Source organism: Streptococcus sp. UMB0029 (genome assembly GCF_002871495.1).
Lineage (GTDB): Bacteria > Bacillota > Bacilli > Lactobacillales > Streptococcaceae > Streptococcus.
Genome location: NZ_PNGD01000011.1, coordinates 3,640 through 26,031 on the forward strand (window position 1 = coordinate 3,640; position 22,392 = coordinate 26,031).

Below are 22,392 nucleotides of genomic sequence, written 5' to 3' on the forward strand. Positions count from 1 at the left end.
AACACATTCGCTCACTTCATGATTCAATCTGGAATATCCGCGTTTTTTGCTCTTATAGGTTCTATGGTGGGTGGCCCATGGGGTGGCATAATTAGTGGAGCATATATTGGTACGCAAGCTTATGAGAGTTACTTGGAGTCACAAAGCCCATATCCATACTACATAACAAATACTTATATCCATGTTGCTCAAAGAAAATGGATGTTTATCACTGGATACTATAGAAACTCAGATTATACTGGGTATGAAAAAACCGAAACAACCTACGTGAATTTCTAAAATATAAACCCTACCTAGATATAAAGGCAGGGTTTATATTTTAGTTAATTGCTCAAGTAATTTGTAAGCATAATACTTGCGAAACTCTATTTGTTCAAGCGGTTCAAAAGCTCTTGTTTTTTATCCTCAAGCTCAGCTCTCCTTTGCTCGATTTCTTCACGTTTTTGGGCGATTTCTGCTTACGCCTCGGGAATTTCCAAAGTGCCTTGCGACTTGTGAAATTCTACTAGCATATCAACGATTTTTGGGTCTAATTCGTTGACATAATCAGGATTTGACCATTTCGGCACGTTGCTTGCAGGTGCTTGCTTTTTGCCGCCTTTTTGGGGTCAGTACACATCAACCTTGATATTATGCGTTTTGTAATGAATTAAAAATTCGTTAGTCTTTTCTAAAATTCAGATCTTTCAAACTCTGCACACTGGCATTAATCACCGCGCCGACAATCAAAATCTTAGCAATGAGAATAAACCAGAACATCATGACCACCACTACGACAGAACTGAAAAAACGCACGTCCACTATGTGATTGACATAATTGTTGACATAGACTGAAAAGATATTGAGCAGTAAGACCAGGATCAACAAGACAAAGGCACTACCTGGCAATACATGTCGAATCCGTCGGACCTTAACATTGGGCAGAAAATAATAAAGCATGACCAAGATAGCAAAAATCAAGGCATAGACCAAGGGACCTGTTAGGTCTTGCAGATAATCAAAGAGAGGACTATCCGATTTCCAGTAGCTCTTGATAAGGTTGAGAAGCATTCGCCCAAAGACACTGAGAAAGAGAGCTAAAGCAAAGAGAATCTGCAAGCCAAAACTGACAAACAAACTCATGAGCTGACTGGAAATCATTCCACGATTTTTAGCAACTCCGTAAGCTTTATTAAAGGCTTTCTGTAGGAAATTCATGGATTTTGAAAAGGTCCAGAGGGCTGACAAAACCGCAAAACTCAGTAAACCTGTTGATGGCTGAGTCAGAACTTCCATTACAATTTTTGCAACAACGTCATAAACCGTATCAGGCAAAAAACTATTAGTCACGTTTAAAAAATTGGAAACTGGAATCTGAAAATAAGGGAGGATATTAACCACCACCAAAAGCAGGGGAAATATCGATATCAACCAATAGTAGGCTACTGCAACACTGGTCAACTCACTATCTGATGCTTGATAATAATGCAAAAATGCTTTTAATAGAGGCTTGTCTATCAGCTCTTTCCACCACTTCTTCATGTCATACTCCTTCACTTATAATCTTGATTAATTTCTTCTTACCAATTCCACCATATCATAAGGCAGGGTATTGGCAGCTTCCTTCAAGGAATAGTTCTCTAAGTTATTTACATTTTGTCGTAACTTCTTGGCATACTTGGTCGTAATCAATCGTTTTTCTTCGTATTCGAAAATCAACTTGCGCTCCAGATAATAGCCTCTCAGCATTTCATCGATATTGTTGGGCTTGACGCGATTGATAACCCGTTCGACAAAGGCACCACTGGTGATAATAGCTGTTTCTCGGAGACGAGAATCCTGCATGAAGCTGATTAAAGAACTCTTATAAACCCCTTTAAGATTCTCCAGACTTTCGATAATCATCTCTGTATTTTCTAGATAGAGCTCTGCAATTTGGTCATAGTCAAGGGCTCTGAGTTTCTGTGATTCTTCATTTTTCCAACTACGGAAGGTCTTGCCTAAGGTAAAGACTTCGTGAAGGAGAAAACGTAAAATCCGCAAGGAAACAAGGAAATAATAGGTCACTCGTGAAGCAAACTTACGATTGATACCTTGTTCCATGTTTTTCAGATAACGTTGGTAGACTCGATAGGCACGCTCACTCATCTTGCCTTCTTCGTAGGCCTGTTCCAGACCATCACTTTCAATACTGAGGATGAGAAGTTTCAAGGTCTCCCAGTCTTCTTGAGCCCCCTTATTTTCTTGACTCAAGATAAGATTCTCTATTCGTCCATGGTAATTGTCAATAGCTGCATAGAGAGGGAGCTTATTCTTATGAGTTTCAAGTTCTTTTTCTAACTCCGAAGTAACCTCATTCAAAATGGCGATATGCATGAGATAATCCTTGCTTTCTTCCTGTTCATCAGAAAGATGAGGCAGGATCAAGAGACCTGTTAAAAAGCTTACAAGCGTCACACCTGCAACGAGGAAAAGTAAGAGAGGATACTCCTGCTCTAGATTACTTGGTATCAGAAGGATCGTAGCAATCGACACCGTTCCCTTAACACCTGAGAAGGTCAAAAGAAGCATGTCCTTCATATACTTATTTAGCTTTTTCTTGAGACGTCTAGTCCTATAGGCGTAATAGCCATAAATCATGATAAAACGAATGGCAAAGAGGACAAAGGTGAGGGCTACAAGAGATCCCAATAAAAGTAAGGGATTATAGATTGGATTGGTCAAGATAGGTTCTGCTATCATTTCCAGCTCCATCCCTAAAATCACAAAGACAGAACCATTGAGCATAAAGTTCACTGTGTGCCAAACCGTCTCGGTCACCGTATCCACTTGGGCTTCGAGGAGCGTAATTTTCTTAAAACGGCTTGCCTTTAAAATCCCAGCAACCACAACGGCAATAATCCCTGAAACGTGGACTTCTTCTGCCAGGAAGAAGGTTACCAAGGGCAAACTCAATTCCAGAAGGAGCTCACTAGCAATATCCGTTGCTCGCACACTTAGCAAGAAGCTATGGAGGAAACGGTTGATCATGGCTGTTAAAAAGCCAATCAAAAAACCGCCTAGAATTGAAAAGATGAGCGAACTACTAGCTTGCCCAAGGGAAAAGGCTCCTGTTGTCCAAGCGGCCAAGGCCACCTGAAAAGCCACCAAACCAGAAGCATCATTCAAGAGTCCTTCACCCTTAAGGATATTGGACACGCGCTTAGGAAAGCTAAACCGCTCCGAAAGAGAGGCAAAGGCAACCAAGTCTGTAGGGCCAAGGGCTGCCCCAACAGCCAAACAAGCCGCCAAGGGAAGACTGAGCCAAAGAAGATGGGCCAAGCCACCCAAACTCAGGGTCGAGATGAAAATCACTGGAAATATGAGATAGATAATGATTCGCCAGTGTTTTAAAATAGCCGTAATATCCGCTTCTTCCGACTCTCGGAAAAGCAAGGGCCCGATAACCAGAGCCAAAAACAACTCCGTATTGAGGTGAAAGTCGGTATTGGGTAAAAAGAGACCAATCACAATTCCCAAAAGAATCTGCACCAAAGGGAGAGGCAAAAAGGGCAGGAGCTTATTGGTTGTACTTGAGACAATCAAAACCAGTAAAAATAGGATGAGGTAAATCAGTAATTCCACGCACGTCCTCCTTAATCTTTTTTACAACAGGATTCAAATATCTCCTTCTGCTCTTTGATTTTTTGGTCAATCTTGGAACAATCCTTGTGCTCAATTTTTCTCTGGCACCGTTCCATTTCAAGAGCTACTAATTTTTTCTTGATTTTAAGCATTTTTTTGCTCATATGTGCTTGATCTAGCACGCCCACCGCTCGTTCGTGGTGGGTTGATTCAACAAAGTTCTGGCGCATGGCATCCAGCTTTTCACGCAGGTATTGTTTATCCATGTCTATATCTCTCTAATTTTTCAATCATTACTAAAAACGGTGGGTTGTTGACTTGGTTTAAAGTTCGGTAAATGGCAACTGTGTACTCTTGTTGGTTCAACTGACTGACAAAATCCAAGACAGCATCTCTCTCGAGGTCGCCTCCTTCATGACCATAGTAGATCATGATAGCAATCCGTCCCCCTTTGACAAGCAAATGACACAACTTTTCTAATGCTTCAATCGTCGTCTGAGGTTGGGTAATGACTGACTTATCAGCTGATGGCAAATAGCCCAGATTAAAAATCCCTGCCTTGGCTTCTGTCACAAACTGGTCCAGTGTCTCATGGCCTTGCAAGATTAACTGGGCATTTGTCATTCTAGCCTGGTTCAAACGCTCTTGCGTCTTTTCCAAGGCTTGCTCCTGAATATCAAAGGCATAGACTTTCTTGGCTAGCTTGGCTAAAAAAAGGGTATCGTGGCCATTTCCCATTGTCGCATCCACAACGATATCATCCTGATTCACAACCTCAGCCAAAAAATCATGTGCCATTTCAAGTGGTCTTTTCATTTTCAAACTCCTGTTTTACAGCCTTGCATCCTTGAACACTTCCACGACGTCGCATTTCAGTTTCAATAGCATTTAGCACTTCCCACTTATTGAGGCTCCACATAGGTCCAATCAGCATATCTCTAGGTGCATCTCCTGTAATTCGATGGATGACGATATGTTTGGGAATGATTTCCAGTTGGTCACAGATGACCTTGACATATTCGTTCTGGCTCATCAGTTGCAAACGTCCCTCATGGTAATCCCGTTGCATACGCGTATTGGTCATCAGGTGAAGCAAGTGCAGTTTAATTCCTTGAATATCATTATCCGTGACACAGCGGCGGACATTTTCAAGCATCATCTCATGGGTTTCACCAGGAAGTCCATTGATCAAATGAGAAACAATCTCAATCTTGGGATACTTTCTCAAACGCTTGACCGTTTCCACGTACAATTCATAGGAGTGGGCCCGATTAATCAGATCAGAGGTTGCTTCATAAGTAGTCTGCAAGCCCAATTCAACCGTCACATGCATGCGCTCCGACAACTCAGCCAAATATTCGATGGTTTCGTCTGGTAAACAGTCTGGGCGCGTTCCGATATTGATTCCTACTACACCTGGCTCATTGATAGCTTGCTCATAGCGCTCTCGAATGACTTCCACCTTTTCATGAGTGTTGGTAAAATTTTGAAAATAAACCAGATACTTCTGCACATCTGGCCACTTGCGGTGCATAAAGTCAATTTCCTTATAAAATTGCTCACGGATAGGCGCATCTGGTGCCACAATCGCATCTCCAGAACCAGAAACCGTACAAAAAGTACAGCCCCCATGAGCTACAGTTCCATCACGATTGGGACAGTCAAATCCCGCATCAATAGGGACTTTAAAAGTCTTTTCTCCAAAGAGTTTTCGATAATAATCATTCAAGGTATTATAAGATTTCATAACCTTCATTATAACAAAAAACACCCACAATCTCAAAAGCCTGACTTTCCTATAAATTCCTCTGTTTCTCGTTTCCATTAGCCTTTTTTTATGATACAATATGGATATGATTTTAATGAAATTAGCATCTATTTTATTATTGATACTGACTTTAGTCGTCTGCATTATCATAACCAAACTTTTTAGATTAAAAAAACTAGGACGAAACTTTGCGGATTTGGCTTTTCCAGTTTTAGTATTTGAGTATTACCTGATTACAGCTAAAACCTTTACTCATAATTTTCTCCCTAGACTAGGCCTAGCCCTCTCACTCCTAGCTATTATTCTCGTTTTTTTCTTTCTTTTGAAAAAACGTAGCTTTTACTATCCTAAATTCATCAAATTCTTCTGGCGTGCAGGGTTCTTATTGACCCTTGTCATGTATATCGAGATGATTGTTGAATTGATGGCTCAGAAATAAAAAAATGAAATCAAAAACACCTCAATCAAACTAAAATACAGTGGTTGAAGTGTTTTTTCTTTATCTATTTTTCAATAATTTCTATTTACTCTCTTTATCAGGAAAGAGGTAACCAATACCTACACAAGCCAGCACACCTGCTCCAATCACCAAGCTACTTGAAATTGGCAAAAGGTCCAAAATTGCATTCGCAATGAAAAAGGCGATAATCAAACACATCAGACTAGCCTTGTAATCCTTTCTCAAAAGATTCTCTAGTGTGAAAAAGAGGAACAACCCTACCGGAATCAGTGACCAGAGGTTGACATCTAAACTTGGCCAGCCAACAGAAGCAAAATACACTACTGTCGCTGCTGCTATTAAAAATACAATCCCCAATAACTTTTTCATTTCTTTATCTCCAATTTCTTTTTTAGGAACTTGACTTATCTGATTGACGCCTCCTGTTCCTTACAAAAATCATTATAACAGAGGTCATTTTCAAGAACAAGTTCTTTTGCCTATCTGGTCGCTATATCGGTCTAAGTGGTTGAATAGTTAAGATAAAAGAAAAGAAGCCCTAATGAGCTTCTTCACTTTTCCGATTGCAACAGTATTTTTATTCTATAGTTCAACACAGTATTTTATGAAATTGGTAAAATCCAAAAAATCTTCCTATCTGTAATAAGAAGATTTTTTGTTATCTAAATAAAGTACATTAATACATTCTAAAAGAGTATAATTATCAATGTAAACTTAAGAATTAAGTATTAAATAGTAAATAGTAATTGTCACAAAATTGTTTCATCACCACACTATCTCATCTCAGTATACAAACCATTTTTCTATAGCTTTTGTCCTAATCTTGATCTTTTTTCTTCAATCCAAGAAATGTGCCTACGGTAAACAATATTCCAGCAATGAATGGTGTAAAACCTTCTCTAACTGTTCCGGTTTTTGGCAATCTATCAGAATTGTTAGTATCCGATTTACTATCGATATTGGTATGTTTATTAGCTATATTCTCTGGTTCATTAAGATAAACTTCTTTCGTATTTTCAAAGTTTTTATCATTTTTATCAGGAATTGTAGCTTTAACATCCTTAGTTGAATCAGATTTGTGTGAATGATTTTCTCTTTGGAAATCCTCTTTTCTGTGACTTTCATCTAATTGATTATGATTTACTTGCACCTTATCTTTCTTTTTGGATACATCAAAAGTAGGTTTATTTTCCTCTTCCTTTTTGTCCTCTATTTTCTTGAATACAGGTTTTATAAGGGTATCTTTTGATAGATTAAGAACATAGCCAGCATCTTTTTTACCTTCGAAACCAGCAATTTCCCAGCCATCAAATTGATATCCTTCTTCTAATTCACCCTTATAGACAGGTAAAATGAAATCTTCTTCCGACACTATCGTTGAACTCATTTCTTTTCCATTTTGAATGGTCACAGTTACCGTATGAGGTTTTAGTTCGCTTACCTCTCCCGTATCTTTGTTTAAAATGAATTCTTTTACGGTTGTATTTCTTGCAAAATCTTTTACAAGAATCTTAATGTTTAGTGTCTTATCTGCTATTTGTTTAATATCATCAAATGATGTGTATTCTTTTCCATTTACATAAATATGTTTGTCTTGAATCTCACCATCGAATCCATTATTTCTTTTATCATTGATATTAAAGACTACAGATTTTCCCTTAGCATATTCGATACTAGTATTTCCTTTTGGATCAATGTTTACTTCTGGTTTAACGTTATCATATAAAAATTGATAGTGTACTCCAACCGCTTTCGCATTCAAATCGCTATAGCCAGTTTGAAGGTAAACATTTCCATCCATGTCTGTTACCTTATCTGGAAATCCGTTTGCTTTATAGTCTTTCATCCCCCAGTCCATGATGTCACCGTCTTTAACATTAAGCTTAATGTTAAAATCTCTAGTGTTATCAATGTGTAAATCTCCATAGATTAAATAATTATCTACAACTGATTCATTAACTCTCAACTCCCAGTTGAAACCACCCTTATCAGAAATCTTACCTCTTAAATAGAATTCTGGATTTCGTACATAAATTTTATTAAATTTAGATGGATTAAAGTAGTTCTTGTCCATTGAAAGATTTACTGGTTTTGCATCAATAAATAACGTAGAACCATCTTCTTTTATAGCTTCTACATTGGACTTATCCTCTCCTGTGTACTCTTTACCATCCTTACCAAATAATACCAGTTTAGAAGAATCTGTCACAAGATTTCCATCTTTATCGATTGCTTCCCCTTTATCGTTCATTTTAAAGGTAAACACTTGATACCTTACAATGTTAAAGCCGTCCAAAGCCGACATTAATACTGATTGAGTACTTCTTCCATCTTCAATATTTCTACTATCAGCATAAATTATTTTTTCTGATAAGACTCTTAGATTAGGATTGGCCTTTTGGATTTTTGCTATATCTTCCTGGCTATAAACTCCATTTCCTTCTAACATATCCGTTTTTCCAGGATTATAGGTAGTCACTTTTAGTGCATAGCCTTTTCTTATAATGATGTTATCCTTTAATAGATATTGTTGTTTTTCTGAATCAGCATAGATTTTACCAGATTCCATGTCCGTTAAATTGTTTGGTTTATTTTTTGAAAGATCTCCTTCTCCTAATTCTATTACATTCCCATAACTTGATGCATACGGATATTCTGTCTTAGTTTCCTTATTTTTTTCAGGCATTCTAATTTTAGTTTCAGCTTTTATCTGATCATCATCTTTAACAAAGAATCTCATATCTCCTGCAAAAGCTAATCCATCCATAATATCATTAATATTAGCGTATAAATCAAATGTCATCGTTTTTGAGTGGGAATCATACTTGGTCGTTTTGATTTCTATAGATTTATAGTTATTTCCATAGTATACCTTGGCATTTTTAGAAACATTACTTATCTTTCCAAGAATTTCAAAGTGTCCATCTTTAGACGGACTTAGAACACCATAAATTTTTGATTTGATTTCGTCAAGTTTTTCAGTTTCATATTCTAAGGCACTACCATCGTCATAAGCAATGATATTTCCCTTATCATCGTATTTATAATCGTATTCTTCTGTCCTCTTACCAGTTTCACTTGTAAAGTCATCAACTTCTCTAAATTTCTTTTTAATGAGTTTCTTTAAGTCTTTGCTTTCAAAATCTCTAATTGTTGAAATGGCTTTATTGATAGTCAAGCTAGATTTTTCTTCGATAGACTCTTCATTTTCTTGATGATTTTCTACCTCAGTTGTATCTTTTTTAAGACTATCCTCTTTTCTATTTTCTAAATTTTTAAATTTAGATTCGGCAATCTCGCCAAGCTTTTGGTAGTTAGATGAATCTTGATCAGGATTTACTAGATAATAGGAAATCATCCCCTTTTCATTAGCATGATCAGCAAATTTAATTCTATGAATCTTTGTAAAATTGCTAGAGCCATCTAATGCAATGACTTCAATGATTTTTCCTCTTAAATCTCCTGCCCCATTAATTTCATAAATGGTATTTCCGTCTTTGTCAAGTTTCCTATTTCTTCCTTGACCCTCACCTGCATAAGTTACTTCAAGATTTTTCTCAACCTCTCCATCTTCATTAACAAGAGCGGCGCCAGCATACCAAACTTCGTTGGCAATCTCGTCAAATTTTTCAGGATGTTCTTTTTGATCTCTAGCAAATAACGTTTCATTCTTGTATTGCTCTTTTACCTTGTGATAAGTATCCTTTGTGATCAGCTTAATTTTTTCAGGATTTGAAAAATCAACCGAAACAATCTTAGGGGCTGTGTTATCAATTTTTACTGGAATATAGGAAACCTGCCATGGGTAATCCTTAGTTAATCTATATTTAAATTTATAGAAATATTGACCTTCTGCAATCGGTTCAAATTGACCTCTTATCTTAGTAGCAGGATCTTGCTTATCATTACTTTCTGGTGCATTTTCTTCTCTACCTCTAGGGTTATAGATGAGTCCATCCCATTTCAAGTCACCCCAAACTTTTAGCTTAGAAGATTTGATTCCCTTTGCATCATTTCTTTTAGAGTTTAAAATTCCTTTAATAAAGTGTTCTCTCGAAATGACTTTTAAGTCTATTTGATTTTCTCCCTCTTTATTTGTATTTACTATTGAAATCATTCCTTCTTCTGCACTTCTTAATACAAGTGGAGAAGGTGTTAATCCTCTTTCAAGTTGAGCATCTTGAGGATTTCCATTTGAATCTAAAGGATAAATTTTGGCAATATTAGAACCACTTGATGATGGTGAGTTGATCCCTTCGTTATTGAAAGCAAATAATTCTGGATTTTGATCTAGGGATGTTGTATTTTTATCTTTTCTATTTTGTATAACTCCTGCTGGATTAAATTTATCTATACCATGTTCTCCACCAATTCCCTTATTTAAAGTTCCTGGAATTTTTGGTTTACCATCATCATCATAACCTTCCATTGTTTTTGATTTTGATCCTTCTTCCCAAGCCCATTTATCAAGGATTGGTTCCTTGTTCCAATTCCCAGCAAATCCCATTAGAGGCATCGATAAAGAAGGTTGGAAGTTTATTTTCTTCCCGTTGGAGTTTAGAGCTTCCATTTCTTCCACTGATTCAAAATGAATAAATGATTCTACAAATTTATTTTTGTTTTTAGCCTCTCCAACGTTTATAACCGCATTTAAATCAAAGCTAGAATTTGGATCTATAGTGAAAGTGTCATGCTCAAATGTGATATTTGCTCCTTTGATTTTTTCTGGGTGAATTTCTGGAACAATTTGCTTCCCATCTGGAGATTTTTCGTCTTTATATGTTTCATCCAGTTTTAGTCTGTCAGTTAGAGCATCTGTAGTTATAGCAGATGCTGAAACTTTAAAGGTCAAAGGTCTGTTTGATGTATTGTGAAGCTTAATTGTAAAATATTTTTCTTCTCCTTTTATTTCTTTAAGAGAAATAGAACCATAAGAGTTTACCAAACCTTTAGAATCCGTGTTTTTGAAAGTCGCTAAGACTTCGTTTCTCAAAGCATTGGCAACATTAATTAGCCCTGCTCCTTGTTGTCTAGGTGATGCAAAGTATTGACTTTTTTCTTTCCAAGAAGTCGCATCCATCATAGGTCGTGCAGTATTTTGTAGTGCTATTTTTGTAAGACTTGTAAGATCTATTTTGTCATCTCCCTTAAGATTTTTCAACACAGGTCTTTCAAGCATTTCCTTTAACTTTGGCCTAATCAAAACAGTAGAAGCTGCTACGATTGGAGTTGCCATACTAGTTCCTGACATATAGCCATAAGTTGATTTCCCATTAATGACATTGAGAGTGGATTTAATGTTTTTACCAGGTGCTGAAACATCAGGCTTTAAAAGTAAATCTGTTCTCGGTCCCCAAGATGTGGATCCTGCTGGGACTATAATATCTTCTTTATACAATTCTTTGTCGGCGTCAGGTGCAAACTTAAAGTCAATTTCTTTTTCATCACCTACATTCGGTTTATTAGAATTATAGCTTGCCATATCAATTGGATAGTATTGCTCCAATTTATCTTTAAAATCTTCTTTATTATTTCTTTTAACCTCAGTTTTTTTATCAGGGTTAATCATGTTCCATAGCTTTACACCATCATCTCCTGAAATTGAAAACACTTGACTAGTAGTTCCTTCATCCTCCTCATATCCCATAGCTGGGAGCTCTGTCCAATTATCTCTATTGTAGTAATTGACAGTATTTACAACCATAATGGCGCGTGCGCCCTTATCCGTTGCTCGTTTAAAAGCATTTTTTAAATCCTTTGTATAAATTCTATCCATTACTGCAATTTTGCCCTTAAGATTCAAACCTATCAAATCTTGGTCTTGACCTTTGCCTATATATACAAATTTCAATCTACTAGGAGCTTTTGAACCATCTTCATTTGTTATGATTTTATTCTTATCGAAAAAGGCCCCTATATTTCTGTATTTAAAACTTTCTCCACCTATGTTAACTTTATCAAACTCAACTGTTTGATTTTTAGCAGAAGCAACTGCTATCGCATCTTCATGTGCTGCAGTTCGTGTTACATTTCCAGTGTCGGTCATTTTCAGATTATTATTTGCCACTAAATCCCATGAAGAACTTGAAGCAGAAGTCGCATAGTTACCCGTAGCTACAACCATTGGAATGCCTGCTTTTCTTAACGCTCTAATAGCTTCCCAATATTTCTCACCTACAAGACCTGTTCCTGTAAAGCCAGATGATACCGAAACAACATCGACATTGTGTTTGATAGAATCTTCAATAGCATGAAACATTGTTTCATCTCCTGCGAAGCCAGATCCTGCGTCAGAGTACATTTTATAAGAGAAGATCTGTGCATTAGGCGCAATTCCATCTATTCCGTTAAAGTTTTTGATATCTTTTTCAGTATCATTTCCCGCAAGAATCCCTGCAATATGCATCCCATGTGGATCAAAATAATCGCTCCCATCATCAGCTTTTTCTACAGTAATTTTACCACCATTATAATAATTGAAAGCATGAGGAATTTTATCACTCAACCAGAAATTTTTATCAGTACCTTTTAAGTCTTCTTTTTTAAATCTCATTGAGTCTTTAGCATCATCATCGATTCTCATAGCCTTATGCCTATAATCTGTCCCCGTATCGATATTGGAAATGACCATACCTCTACCATCAAAGTTTTTCCCAAATGGAGCATTGATAGATTTTAGGTAATCGATTGCCTCTTCAACTCCAATTTCTTTTCTGGCATGATTCATCATAGGTTGGACTTTTTGTGACCTTTCAACCGATGAAATACCTTCTATTAGTTTAATTTTGTCCAGAGTATCTGGAGTTGTTTCTATTGCAACACCATTAAAAACCGTATCATAAGTATATAAAACGTTTGTATTCTTAAGATTTGATAGTTCCTTGATTGCTTTTTCTCCAGATTCCTTATCTTTAAATTCAGCAATATAGACAAGTCTATCTTCTTTTTTGGGACTTTCCGTGTCTTTACTTGCAGACGAGTCTGCATTATCTCCTTTGTATTGATTGGAATCTTCTTTTTTGATTGTTGCTTTTTCATTGTTAGTTTTATTGTCTATCACAGATTCTTTACTAACAACTTCTTTTTCCTCAATAACTGTTGTTTTCTTCTCTTCAGTATCCTTTGAAGTTTCTATAGCATTATGAATATCTTCATGTTTTTCTTTGTTTTCGTTTTGTTTACCTACTACTTTTTCTTTATCAGAGATAGTTACAGCATCTTCAGAACTAGATGTGTCTGCTAAAACTACCTCATTAGGGACATATGCTGCTAAAATAACTGCAGCTGTGGTTAGTGACAATACTGTACTTTTTTTCATTTTAATTCCTTACATATTTATTTAACTTCCAATAGATAGAAAACTTTAACCTTGCTAGCCTTTGTTATAAAAAGTTTTACTAAGTATTATCTAGGAAATAGAGTAGTACATTTATATATAATTGTTAGCTCTCTGAAAATAGTATATCAATTAAAAAAATTTAAGTCAAGAAAAATTAAGATGTGTTAATTTTATTTTTAATATATGTTAAAAATGATACAAAGGTTTCGTACTTAACTGAGATACATTATCAGCACATTCACACCATCAAAAATAGTAGCAATCAAGTTGAACTACTACTAGAATCACAAAAACAGACATAATTGAGGCAATAACAATGTTATTTAACAACATAAATAACCGATAAGAACTAGGCTTAACGGTTATTTTCTACATATCTAATTTTGCAAATCTTCAGTCATATGTTCACCTGTGACCTAGGCTTTACGAGTGCCTTGCTCTAGCAACTAATACTCAATGAAAATCAAAGAGCAAACTAGGAAGCTAGCCGCAGATTGCTCAAAACACTGTTTTGAGGTTGCAGATGGAAGCTGACGTGGTTTGAAGAGATTTTCGAAGAGTATAAGCTAAATCGGTGATTAGACTTACAGTATAGCACTCTGAGAATAGATGTTAAGATATTTTCATCTCTATTAGAAAAAGCCTGTCCTGAGACAAGGCTTTAATAACATCTATCCTAGGAACCCGCACTTTCGTAGGCATCTAAGCCCCTATCCCAAAGTTTAAGGGAAATGACAAAGAAAACCAGAGAAATCAACATCAAACCTCCGATGTTAAAGATTACATCCTTGCCCTGCAAGAAATAGCTGGCAGGATAGTAGGCCGTAAAGGCAAATGGCACGATAAAACTAATCAACCATCGAAGGAGCGAATTGTAAATCGAAATCGGATACTTGGCAAAATCATTGAACATATAGAAAATATAAATCATGGCGCCCGACTGCTTGGTCCAAAAAGCAACACTGGCTGTCGCTATTTTCAAGGAAGTGTAGATCAAGATCGCAAAAGGAATACAGACTAGGAAAAGTAAAAATTTTGGAAGAGTCCAAGCAATGCTGGTTACTGTTGTTCCCAGTAAAATACCACCTACCAAGAGTTCGCCCAAGGCATCAATCTGAAAGGTTTCAACTAGGATGTGAAAGAGAGGATTGATGGGACGAGTCAGATACTTGTCAAACTCCCCTTTACGGACTAGTCGTTGTCCTAGTGCCCAAAGATTGTCAAAAAAGAGATGATCCAAGCCCTTGGGAATCAAGGAAAAACCATAGATAAAGGCGATTTCTTGAAAAGTCCAACCTTCTAAGGATGGGATGTGTTGAAAGATGACATTGAGAAATAAGAGATTCAAGCCTTGAGTCAGAAAGACTCCCAAGACACCAACCACAAAATCCACCTTGTATTCCATGATTTGCTTGATGTATTGTCTGATAAAAATCAGATGCATACGCTGATATTTTTTCATACTAACCTCCTTGAATGGTGATAAAGGACTGGACCCGTTTCCAAATCAACTGAGACACCCCCACCATCACTAAGAGCCAGAAAAACTGCAAAGCGAGTGCTTGAAGCATCTGATTGGCATCGTATTTCCCAACAATGATCATAACCGGAGTATAAATCAAGGATGAAAAAGGCAGGAAGGACAGAATATCTGAAACAAGCTTTGGAAAGAAAGTCAAGGGAATCAAACTTCCAGACATAAAGGCCACTATTGAAGTCTTGAGTAGATTGGAACCCCAAAGATTTTTAAACACAAAGGCAGAAAATCCAAAGCAGATATTAAAGAAAAAGTTAATCAGATAGGCCAGCGTTAAGCTAAAAAGATAAAGGACAGTTAATTCCAGCACTTCTACAATCCCTTGCCCAGATAAGATTTTCATCAACACAATGACACTTAAAAATGGAAGGCCAACAGAGATAAAAATCAACCACTTGGAGCCAAGCTCTGTAAAAAGGTAAGATGCCGCAAAATGCACTGGTCGCAACAATCGCATGATGATGGAACCATCCTTGACCTCCTCCCCAATCATGAAAGAAGAATCTGACTTGGTCAACAGATTGGTCACAAAACTCATGATGATATAAAGGGTAATATCTGCCATGCTGAATCCCTGAATCAAGGACTCCTGTGAGGAATCAAAGACTGCCTTCCAGAGATAAAAGGCCACAAAAGCTCCCATTACATCGCCAATCCTATAAAGAAGAAAGTTGACTCGATAGGTAATCAACTCCTGAATCCCTGCATTGATAAAGGGTTTATAACGTCTCCACAATTTGACCATCTTAGAGCTCCTTTCGATAGAAGCGACGGATAATATCCTCAATATCCGTATCCACCATCTTCAAATCGCGGATGTCAAAATCAGACAGGGTTTGCTTGATAATATCAGCCGACTGGTAGCATGAACTATCGAATTCAATGTTGAGGCTATTTCCTTGTCTATCAACGGTCATATCAGGCAGGCCTTCATAGTGAGAAAGGAGATGACTTTGACCCGGTACTAGTTCAAAGGAAAGAGTCTTCATCTTGCCAAAGGTCTCCTTGAGCTGGCTAACTGTTCCATCAAAAATCTCCTGCCCCTTGTCAATCATGAAAATCCGATCACAAAGTTGCTCAATATCACTCAGATCATGAGTGGTCAAGAGAATGGTAGTCTCTTCCTCCTGATTTATCTGGGTAATGGCACGACGAATGTTATCCTTGACGGAAACATCCAAACCAATGGTAGGCTCATCTAAAAATAGAACCTTTGGATTGTGGAGCAAGGAAGCCGCAATATCCGCCCGCATCCGTTGACCTAGTGAAAGAGTCCGCACGGGATCCTTGATAAAGTCCTTCAAATCCAAGACTTCATTTAAAAAATCCATTCGCTTATGAAAGAGCGAATCTGGCACATCGTAAATCTCTTTCAAGACCGTGTAGGTCTCTTGCAGAGCCAAATCCCACCATAACTGAGTACGTTGTCCAAAAACAACCCCAATATCCTTGACATAATCTTGGCGATTGTCCTGCGGAATCTTGCCGTTAATCCGACAAAAACCAGATGTCGGTTTCAAAATCCCTGTCAACATTTTGATGGTTGTCGACTTTCCAGCACCATTGGCACCAATAAAACCTAAAATCTGTCCCTTAGGAACCTCAAAGGTTAAATCCTTAACCGCTTCAAAGGTCTGCTTTTCAGGATGAATAAAGGAGCGCAAAGCCCCCTTCAAACCCGGTTCCTTAACAGTCTTCACAAAATTTTTCTGAAGATGTTCCACTTCTATCATTGCCATATCTATCTCCCTATCGCAAGGAATAGCAACATTGTATTTTTAACTACAAATATTCTAAATCCTTACTTTCTACATTTTATTACTACAGAAGGCTTTATACCAACCTATTATAGTCCAATAAAAACTAGAATGCAAGCGTTTGCCTACAGATTATTAAATTAGAATTTCTTCTCTTAAAGTGGTATTTTTATACTCAATGAAAATCAAAGAGCAAACTAGGAAGCTAGATGCAGGTAGCTCAAAGCACAGCTTTGAGGTTGCAGATAAAGCTGACGTGGTTTGAAGAGATTTTCGAAGAGTATTAGTCCAAAATTTTGGCTTAATAGTCTCCTTAAAACGCCCAAAAACCCACCCTCATGGGCAGGCTAGTATTAAAAATGATTTTACCTCACATATTCAATTTAATCAACACATTCCCCATTTTCATTAACTCTATACCCGTCTATGGTAGTATTAACTGCGAGTTCTCCTGAAGAATATGAATAATACCATGTTTCGCCAACTTGGTACCAACCTGTTACCATTGATCCGTCTTCATTTAAATAATACCATTTCCCTGAATCTTGAATCCAACCTGTCGCCATAGCTCCATTATCTTTCAAGTAATACCAGACATCATTATACTTAAACCAACCTGTTACCAGGGCTCCATCTTCACTTAGATAGTACCAATGTTCATTATCTTGAACCCACCCCCTTGCTAAAGAATCGCTATTATTTAGATAGTACCAAGCGCCATCATTTTGTGTCCATCCTGATTCCGATGAATCTTGAATATCATTTATTACTTGAACAGCCTCAATAATATCCTTCAATTCAACTCGTTTTCTATCTTTTATGACAGATTTAACTTTTTCCTCAACAAACTCTTTCGCATAAGTTCGACTATTTTCTTTTCTCTGGAACATATCCTTCAATAAACCTTCTAATTGTTCATTAAAGACATCTTCTTGGATTTTATTAAACTCTTTCTGAGATAGCGAAATAACCATCACAATATCAATAAACTCTTCTTTTAATTGAGCAAACATTTCCACACGATCATCTTCTATGAATTGATCAGCAATTGCTTTTGCTCCTATTCCTCCTGCAATTCCTCCTATAATCGCACCTGCTAATGCACCTATTGGTCCTGCAATTGCACCACCAACCGCACCTGCACCAGCTCCTGCCATCATACCGCCCCCAGCAACTGCTGCATTTTTTAATAACTGCTGGGAAGAAATTCTTCCAACAAGCGCTTCAAAAATATCTGGACCCATAATAACAGCAAATGAAATCACCGGGGCAGCTCGTCTTGCAACTACTTCAGCTGTAATTTTTTTTCCAAAATAATCATTAATTTGTTTTGTAAATATTTTTGCAAATTGCTGTGACGCAACATAGATACTCGTTCCCATAGCTAGTGTTCTTAATCCTGCTTTACCAGCCATTAGGGCCGCATCTTTGGTTTCTGCACCTGACCATTTAGCCTGAGAAAAGACAATAACAAAGCTAATACCTACACCAGGTAATGAATTAATAGCTCCATCAATTGCATCAAATTTAATCGAGGTCAAATTACCTCCTTGAGCTATCAATTTTGATTCTCTATAAGTTATGTGCCCCTTTCTAATATAATTTTTCGCCTCCTTTGGATTAGTAACTCCCTCAACTTTACCCTGTCTAATTTTTTCTTCAAACAATTCCACTGCTCTATCATACTGGTCTTTAGGAACTTCCAATTGCATTCCATTATACTTATACATTCCTCCATCATTTTTAGATTCAAAAGCTGCATTTACAGTACCTCTAGCATTGTTATAGTACTTAGTTTGAATTTTTTGATTTCCAACCATTCTATCCGCACCATTTTTTGCATTATCTTGACCTGTTTGTCTTACATGGTGGAATGGATATTTAATCTTATCCATTAGATTATTTGCATACTCAGCTGCATGTCCATGCCCTGAAGGAGCACTAACCATTGCATTTATTTGAGCTTTATGCAATCTATCACCTACACTTAATAAAATCCAAGAAACAACTCCTATTTCAGTTCCTCTTCTAAAGGTAGCTGAGTTAATATTTTTTTTACCAATTTTTAATAACTGTGTGTTTAAATTTTCAACTTGTACATCATTGGTATAACCAGAAGTAATCAATTCATTCAATTCTCTAACAACATAGTTCAAACTATTCGAGACATTCAAACGCTTAATAATCCCATATGGATAGTAAAATACTAACTGATCATTGTCATCTACCTCTACTTTCCATAAATTGGAAAATGGAAAAAATTGTACATTACACCTTTCTTGATCCTTGATTTGCATTTTTTCAAAAATTCCATACTGGGTCAAGAGTAAACCATATTCTTTGAAATCTTCTTCCTTTAAACTTCTAACCGGAGAATAGCCAAAATATTCAAATTCAGTATTAGAGAATTCGTTATAAAATTCTTTTTCTGACTCAATAAACCACTTAGCCCGACCATAAGGTACTGACTCACCATAATAATCAAATCCATTCTGTGCAATAGACCTAAAAGCTCGTCTAACACTAGCCTCACTGTGAGTATGAACCTCTTTAATTTTTCTTTTCCATAAAAAATACTGAAAAAAACTTACGATATTATCTTTCATCTCTAACCTAAACTCCAATAATTCTAATATACTAAAACTAGCTAGTAACTTTATCAAGTTTTAAAAATATATAGTACAACACATTAAAAGCCGAATTTTTTAAAAAACTTGATATTTACCTTTAAGCTAAATTAATTATATCAAAGGCATAATACAAAGTCTATATCATATATTTTATTTTTCCCACACCAAAAAACCCACCCAATGGGCAGGTTCTATCTGTATTATTCAGCTAGATTAAGCTTTACCTTCTGAACCGAATACGTCGATACGTTCTTCAACTGATGCTTGGATAGCTTTTACACCATCAGCCAAGAATTTACGTGGGTCGAAGAGTTTTTTCTTGTCGTATTCTGCTTCGTTTGCTTCGTAGTCACGAGCAAATTTACGAGTTGCGTTAGCGAATGCGATTTGGCATTCAGTGTTAACGTTAACTTTGGCAACACCAAGTTTGATAGCTGCTTGGATTTGCTCATCAGGAATACCTGATCCACCGTGCAATACGATTGGGAATCCTGGAAGAGCTTCTGTCAATTTTTGCAAGTGGTCAAGGTCAAGACCTTCCCAGTTTGCTGGGTAAGGACCGTGGATGTTACCGATACCAGCTGCCAAGAAGTCAATACCAGTTGCAACCATTGCTTTAGCGTCTTCGATTGGAGCCAATTCACCTTTACCGATGATTCCGTCTTCTTCACCACCGATAGTACCAACTTCAGCTTCTACTGAGATACCTTTAGCGTGTGCTTTTTCAACAACTTCTTTAGCCAATTTAAGGTTTTCTTCAACTGGAAGGTGTGAACCATCAAACATGATTGAAGTGTAACCAACTTCGATACACTCAAGTGCATCTTCGTAGTGACCGTGGTCAAGGTGGATAGCTACTGGTACAGTGATACCCATTGATTCAACAAGGTTAGCGATCAAGTTACGAGCAACTTTGTAACCACCCATGTATTTAGCAGCACCCATTGAAGTTTGGATCAAAACTGGAGCTTTTTTAGCTTCTGCTGCGCGCAAGATAGCTTGAGTCCACTCAAGGTTGTTTGTGTTAAATCCACCAACTGCATAACCGTTGTCACGAGCTGCTTGGACAAATTTTTCTGCTGAAACGATTGCCATTTTATCAGGCCTCCTGTATATTTTTATGGGTCATCCCATTTACATTGTTCATTTTATCACTTTTTGACAAAAAAATCTAGTTTTTCCCGCAGTTTCGATTGAATTTCTTCTATCTCCATCTATGTAAACCCTTTCTCTGCCTAGTCTTGGGCGATTTTTGGAAAAGCTATAAAGAAGGTTAAATGATTCTCCTTCATCTCGAAACGATAAGCTAATTTTTCATGTTCTAATAGACTCTTGACCACAAAGAGTCCCATCCCAGACCCCTTGGCCTTGCGACTAGCATTGTCAGAAAAAGACTGGGCCAGTTTTTCTTGTTCTTCAGGACTACAGCTATTTTCGATAAAGAACTCTCCTTCTCTTTCTCCAATGCCAACCAAGCCACCTGGAACAGAGTGCTTGATGGCATTGCTGATAAGATTAGACAGGATTAACTTCATAACTGATGGATTTAGATAAACCTGCTGATGGTTCAAACTATTGTCAATCTGAAGTTTTCTCTCCTTGGCTAGCAAGGCATAATCCTTAACGAGACTTTGCGTCATCTGGTGTAGGTCAATTTGTTCCCTATCATCTCGTAATTCCTGCACAGAAGAGAGGGAAAGTATCTGGAGAACGTGGTGATTGAGCTCATCCACAATTCCTAAGGCAACTCCCAGATAGTGGTCTCTATCCTTATAGCGACCGATATTTTCTTTCATATTTTCGATCAGGATTTTCAAACTAGCCAGCGGTGTTTTCAATTCATGAGAAGCCCCTCGTAGGAATTCGACCTTCATCTTTTCCAGCTGGAGAATAGCTTCATTCTTGTCATGCAAGTCCGCAATGACAGTCAAAAGATGCTGGTAGAGGCTATTGATTTGTTCCTTGAGATCCCCAATCTCATCCTTAGAATCCACGCGCAATCGCACTTGAGCATCCAGTTCCATCATCTGACTGGTCACGCGCTTGATTTCCAAAATGGGGGCAACAATGGTCCGAGCATAGATGTAGGCCACCAAAAGTGAAATCAGAAAGGATGCCAGCAAGGTATAGGGAAGAAATTGGAGACTAATCTGCTCCGCTTCCTTTTGCAAGTCCATGGAAGCTAGAAACTGGAGAGTCATAGTGCTACCATCTTGCGTTTTCACCTCGCGCTCCTCGATAAAGAGAGAGGTTGTCTGACGGTCTGTATCCAGAGGAAGACTTTCCTTGACTTCTAACTTGTCCTCAGTCATCTCTCCCTTGACTGCTCCCTTGATATCACTGGTCTGGGAATACAAGTCTAAGACTTGCTCGATACTCTGCCTATCCTTTCCCTCTAGGGACTGGGCAATGGCTGTCGCTTTCTGGACAATGGTTTCCTGACGGTGGCTCAGATAAGTCGAGGGAAAGAGAAAATAAATGGCTAAATGGAGACAGACGACCAGAACACTAAAAATCGAGAAGGTATAGAGAAATATCTTTGTAAATAAACCTGTTCGTTTCATTTTCGCTCCAATTTATAACCAACATTGCGCACAGTGAGGATGCAGTCCAGGTCTAGCTTTTTCCGCAATTCCTTGATATAGACATCAATGACACGATCAAAGGGAACCTCATCTGTCGCCTTCCAGACCGCATCGATAATCTGAGATCGAGTCAAGGCCCGTCCTTCATTTTTTACCAAATAATCCAGAATTTCCAACTCTTTGGCATTAATAGGTACTTCTTGACCTGCGAGGCTTGCACTGTAGCTCTCAAAGTCCACCTTGGCATCCTTATAGGAGAAGATTCGTCCCATATCATAATAGCGCTTGAAAATCGCATCTACCCTTACTTTTAAGAGGGACAGAGAAAAAGGTTTTTCCAGATAGCCATCTGCGAGCGAAGCAAAGGCACTCATCTTGTATTCCTCATCCTGAAAGGCAGTCAACATCAAGACAGGAACCTGACTGGTTTTTCGAATTTCAGCTAGAACTTCTAGACCATTGAGCTTAGGCATCTGAATATCCAGTAAAACCAAGGCTACTTCATAGCTGGAAAATTTTTCCAAAGCTTCTTGACCGTCTGCTGCTTCAATGGTTTCATAACCACAATCTGTCAAATAGTCACTGATCCCCTCACGGATCATCTCTTCATCTTCTACAATTAAAATTTTCATACTTTAACTGCTCTCTATTTTTTATTTTTCTTAGGATAAATACCTACTCTATTTTTATTATAGCCTCTTACTGACCTTTTG

Annotated in this window: 15 protein-coding genes and 2 pseudogenes; 2 read left to right on the forward strand and 15 right to left on the reverse strand. The window is 37.5% G+C overall.

What is annotated here, in order from left to right; genetic code table 11:
* Window positions 1–279, forward strand: a pseudogene (locus CJ239_RS08210) (hypothetical protein); the annotation flags it as partial.
* Between the two features lie 86 nt (window positions 280–365).
* Here the strand turns inward: CJ239_RS08210 and CJ239_RS12240 are convergent.
* The 6 genes and pseudogenes from CJ239_RS12240 to CJ239_RS08240 all read right to left on the reverse strand — a co-directional run bounded on the left by CJ239_RS12240 (window position 366) and on the right by CJ239_RS08240 (window position 5,359).
* Window positions 366–569, reverse strand: a pseudogene (locus CJ239_RS12240) (hypothetical protein).
* A gap of 91 nt (window positions 570–660) precedes the next feature.
* Window positions 661–1,521, reverse strand: coding sequence for a YihY/virulence factor BrkB family protein (locus tag CJ239_RS08220; RefSeq protein WP_102211204.1), 861 nt, complete (start codon window positions 1,519–1,521; stop codon window positions 661–663).
* A gap of 27 nt (window positions 1,522–1,548) precedes the next feature.
* Window positions 1,549–3,603, reverse strand: a complete 2,055-nt coding sequence (locus CJ239_RS08225) for a sodium:proton antiporter (RefSeq protein WP_102211205.1) — start codon at window positions 3,601–3,603, stop codon at window positions 1,549–1,551.
* An 11-nt stretch (window positions 3,604–3,614) separates the two neighbouring features.
* Window positions 3,615–3,869 carry a hypothetical protein gene (locus CJ239_RS08230; protein WP_000361085.1) on the reverse strand — a complete coding sequence of 85 codons (255 nt, stop codon included), beginning with the start codon at window positions 3,867–3,869 and terminating at the stop codon, window positions 3,615–3,617.
* Complete coding sequence (locus CJ239_RS08235; protein WP_180958246.1) at window positions 3,862–4,419, reverse strand: class I SAM-dependent methyltransferase; 558 nt, start codon at window positions 4,417–4,419, stop codon at window positions 3,862–3,864. Before CJ239_RS08235 ends, CJ239_RS08230 begins: the two co-directional genes overlap by 8 nt.
* The gene (locus CJ239_RS08240; RefSeq protein ID WP_102211207.1) at window positions 4,403–5,359 is read right to left on the reverse strand and encodes a TIGR01212 family radical SAM protein; all 957 of its coding nucleotides are present in this window, start codon (window positions 5,357–5,359) and stop codon (window positions 4,403–4,405) included. Before CJ239_RS08240 ends, CJ239_RS08235 begins: the two co-directional genes overlap by 17 nt.
* Before the next feature lie 91 nt (window positions 5,360–5,450).
* Between CJ239_RS08240 and CJ239_RS08245 the strand changes: the two genes are divergently transcribed.
* Window positions 5,451–5,810, forward strand: coding sequence for a DUF3397 family protein (locus CJ239_RS08245; protein ID WP_012972478.1), 360 nt, complete (start codon window positions 5,451–5,453; stop codon window positions 5,808–5,810).
* Window positions 5,811–5,891: 81 nt separating this feature from the next.
* On the opposite strand, the gene CJ239_RS08250 is transcribed toward CJ239_RS08245, so the two are convergent.
* From CJ239_RS08250 to vncR, 9 genes are all read right to left on the reverse strand, one after another.
* On the reverse strand, window positions 5,892–6,200 hold the full coding sequence (locus CJ239_RS08250; RefSeq protein WP_102211208.1) for a hypothetical protein: 309 nt from the start codon (window positions 6,198–6,200) through the stop codon (window positions 5,892–5,894).
* Between the two features lie 448 nt (window positions 6,201–6,648).
* Window positions 6,649–13,149, reverse strand: a complete 6,501-nt coding sequence (locus tag CJ239_RS08255; RefSeq protein WP_102211209.1) for a S8 family serine peptidase — start codon at window positions 13,147–13,149, stop codon at window positions 6,649–6,651.
* Window positions 13,150–13,846: 697 nt separating this feature from the next.
* Complete coding sequence (locus tag CJ239_RS08260; protein WP_102211210.1) at window positions 13,847–14,632, reverse strand: ABC transporter permease; 786 nt, start codon at window positions 14,630–14,632, stop codon at window positions 13,847–13,849.
* Window position 14,633: 1 nt separating this feature from the next.
* Window positions 14,634–15,452, reverse strand: coding sequence for an ABC-2 family transporter protein (locus CJ239_RS08265; protein ID WP_102211211.1), 819 nt, complete (start codon window positions 15,450–15,452; stop codon window positions 14,634–14,636).
* A 1-nt stretch (window position 15,453) separates the two neighbouring features.
* Window positions 15,454–16,446, reverse strand: coding sequence for an ATP-binding cassette domain-containing protein (locus tag CJ239_RS08270; protein WP_102211212.1), 993 nt, complete (start codon window positions 16,444–16,446; stop codon window positions 15,454–15,456).
* Window positions 16,447–16,847: 401 nt separating this feature from the next.
* A complete protein-coding gene (locus CJ239_RS08280) occupies window positions 16,848–19,070 on the reverse strand; it encodes an N-acetylmuramoyl-L-alanine amidase family protein (protein ID WP_102211214.1) in 2,223 nt (740 codons plus the stop codon).
* Window positions 19,071–19,307: 237 nt separating this feature from the next.
* On the reverse strand, window positions 19,308–20,189 hold the full coding sequence (locus CJ239_RS08285; protein ID WP_001018999.1) for a class II fructose-bisphosphate aldolase: 882 nt from the start codon (window positions 20,187–20,189) through the stop codon (window positions 19,308–19,310).
* Between the two features lie 140 nt (window positions 20,190–20,329).
* Window positions 20,330–21,658, reverse strand: a complete 1,329-nt coding sequence (gene vncS, locus CJ239_RS08290) for a sensor histidine kinase VncS (RefSeq protein ID WP_102211215.1) — start codon at window positions 21,656–21,658, stop codon at window positions 20,330–20,332.
* Window positions 21,655–22,311: a response regulator transcription factor VncR gene (gene vncR, locus CJ239_RS08295; protein ID WP_102211216.1), complete on the reverse strand. Its 657-nt coding sequence runs from the start codon at window positions 22,309–22,311 to the stop codon at window positions 21,655–21,657. Before vncR ends, vncS begins: the two co-directional genes overlap by 4 nt.
* Window positions 22,312–22,392: the final 81 nt, after the last annotated feature.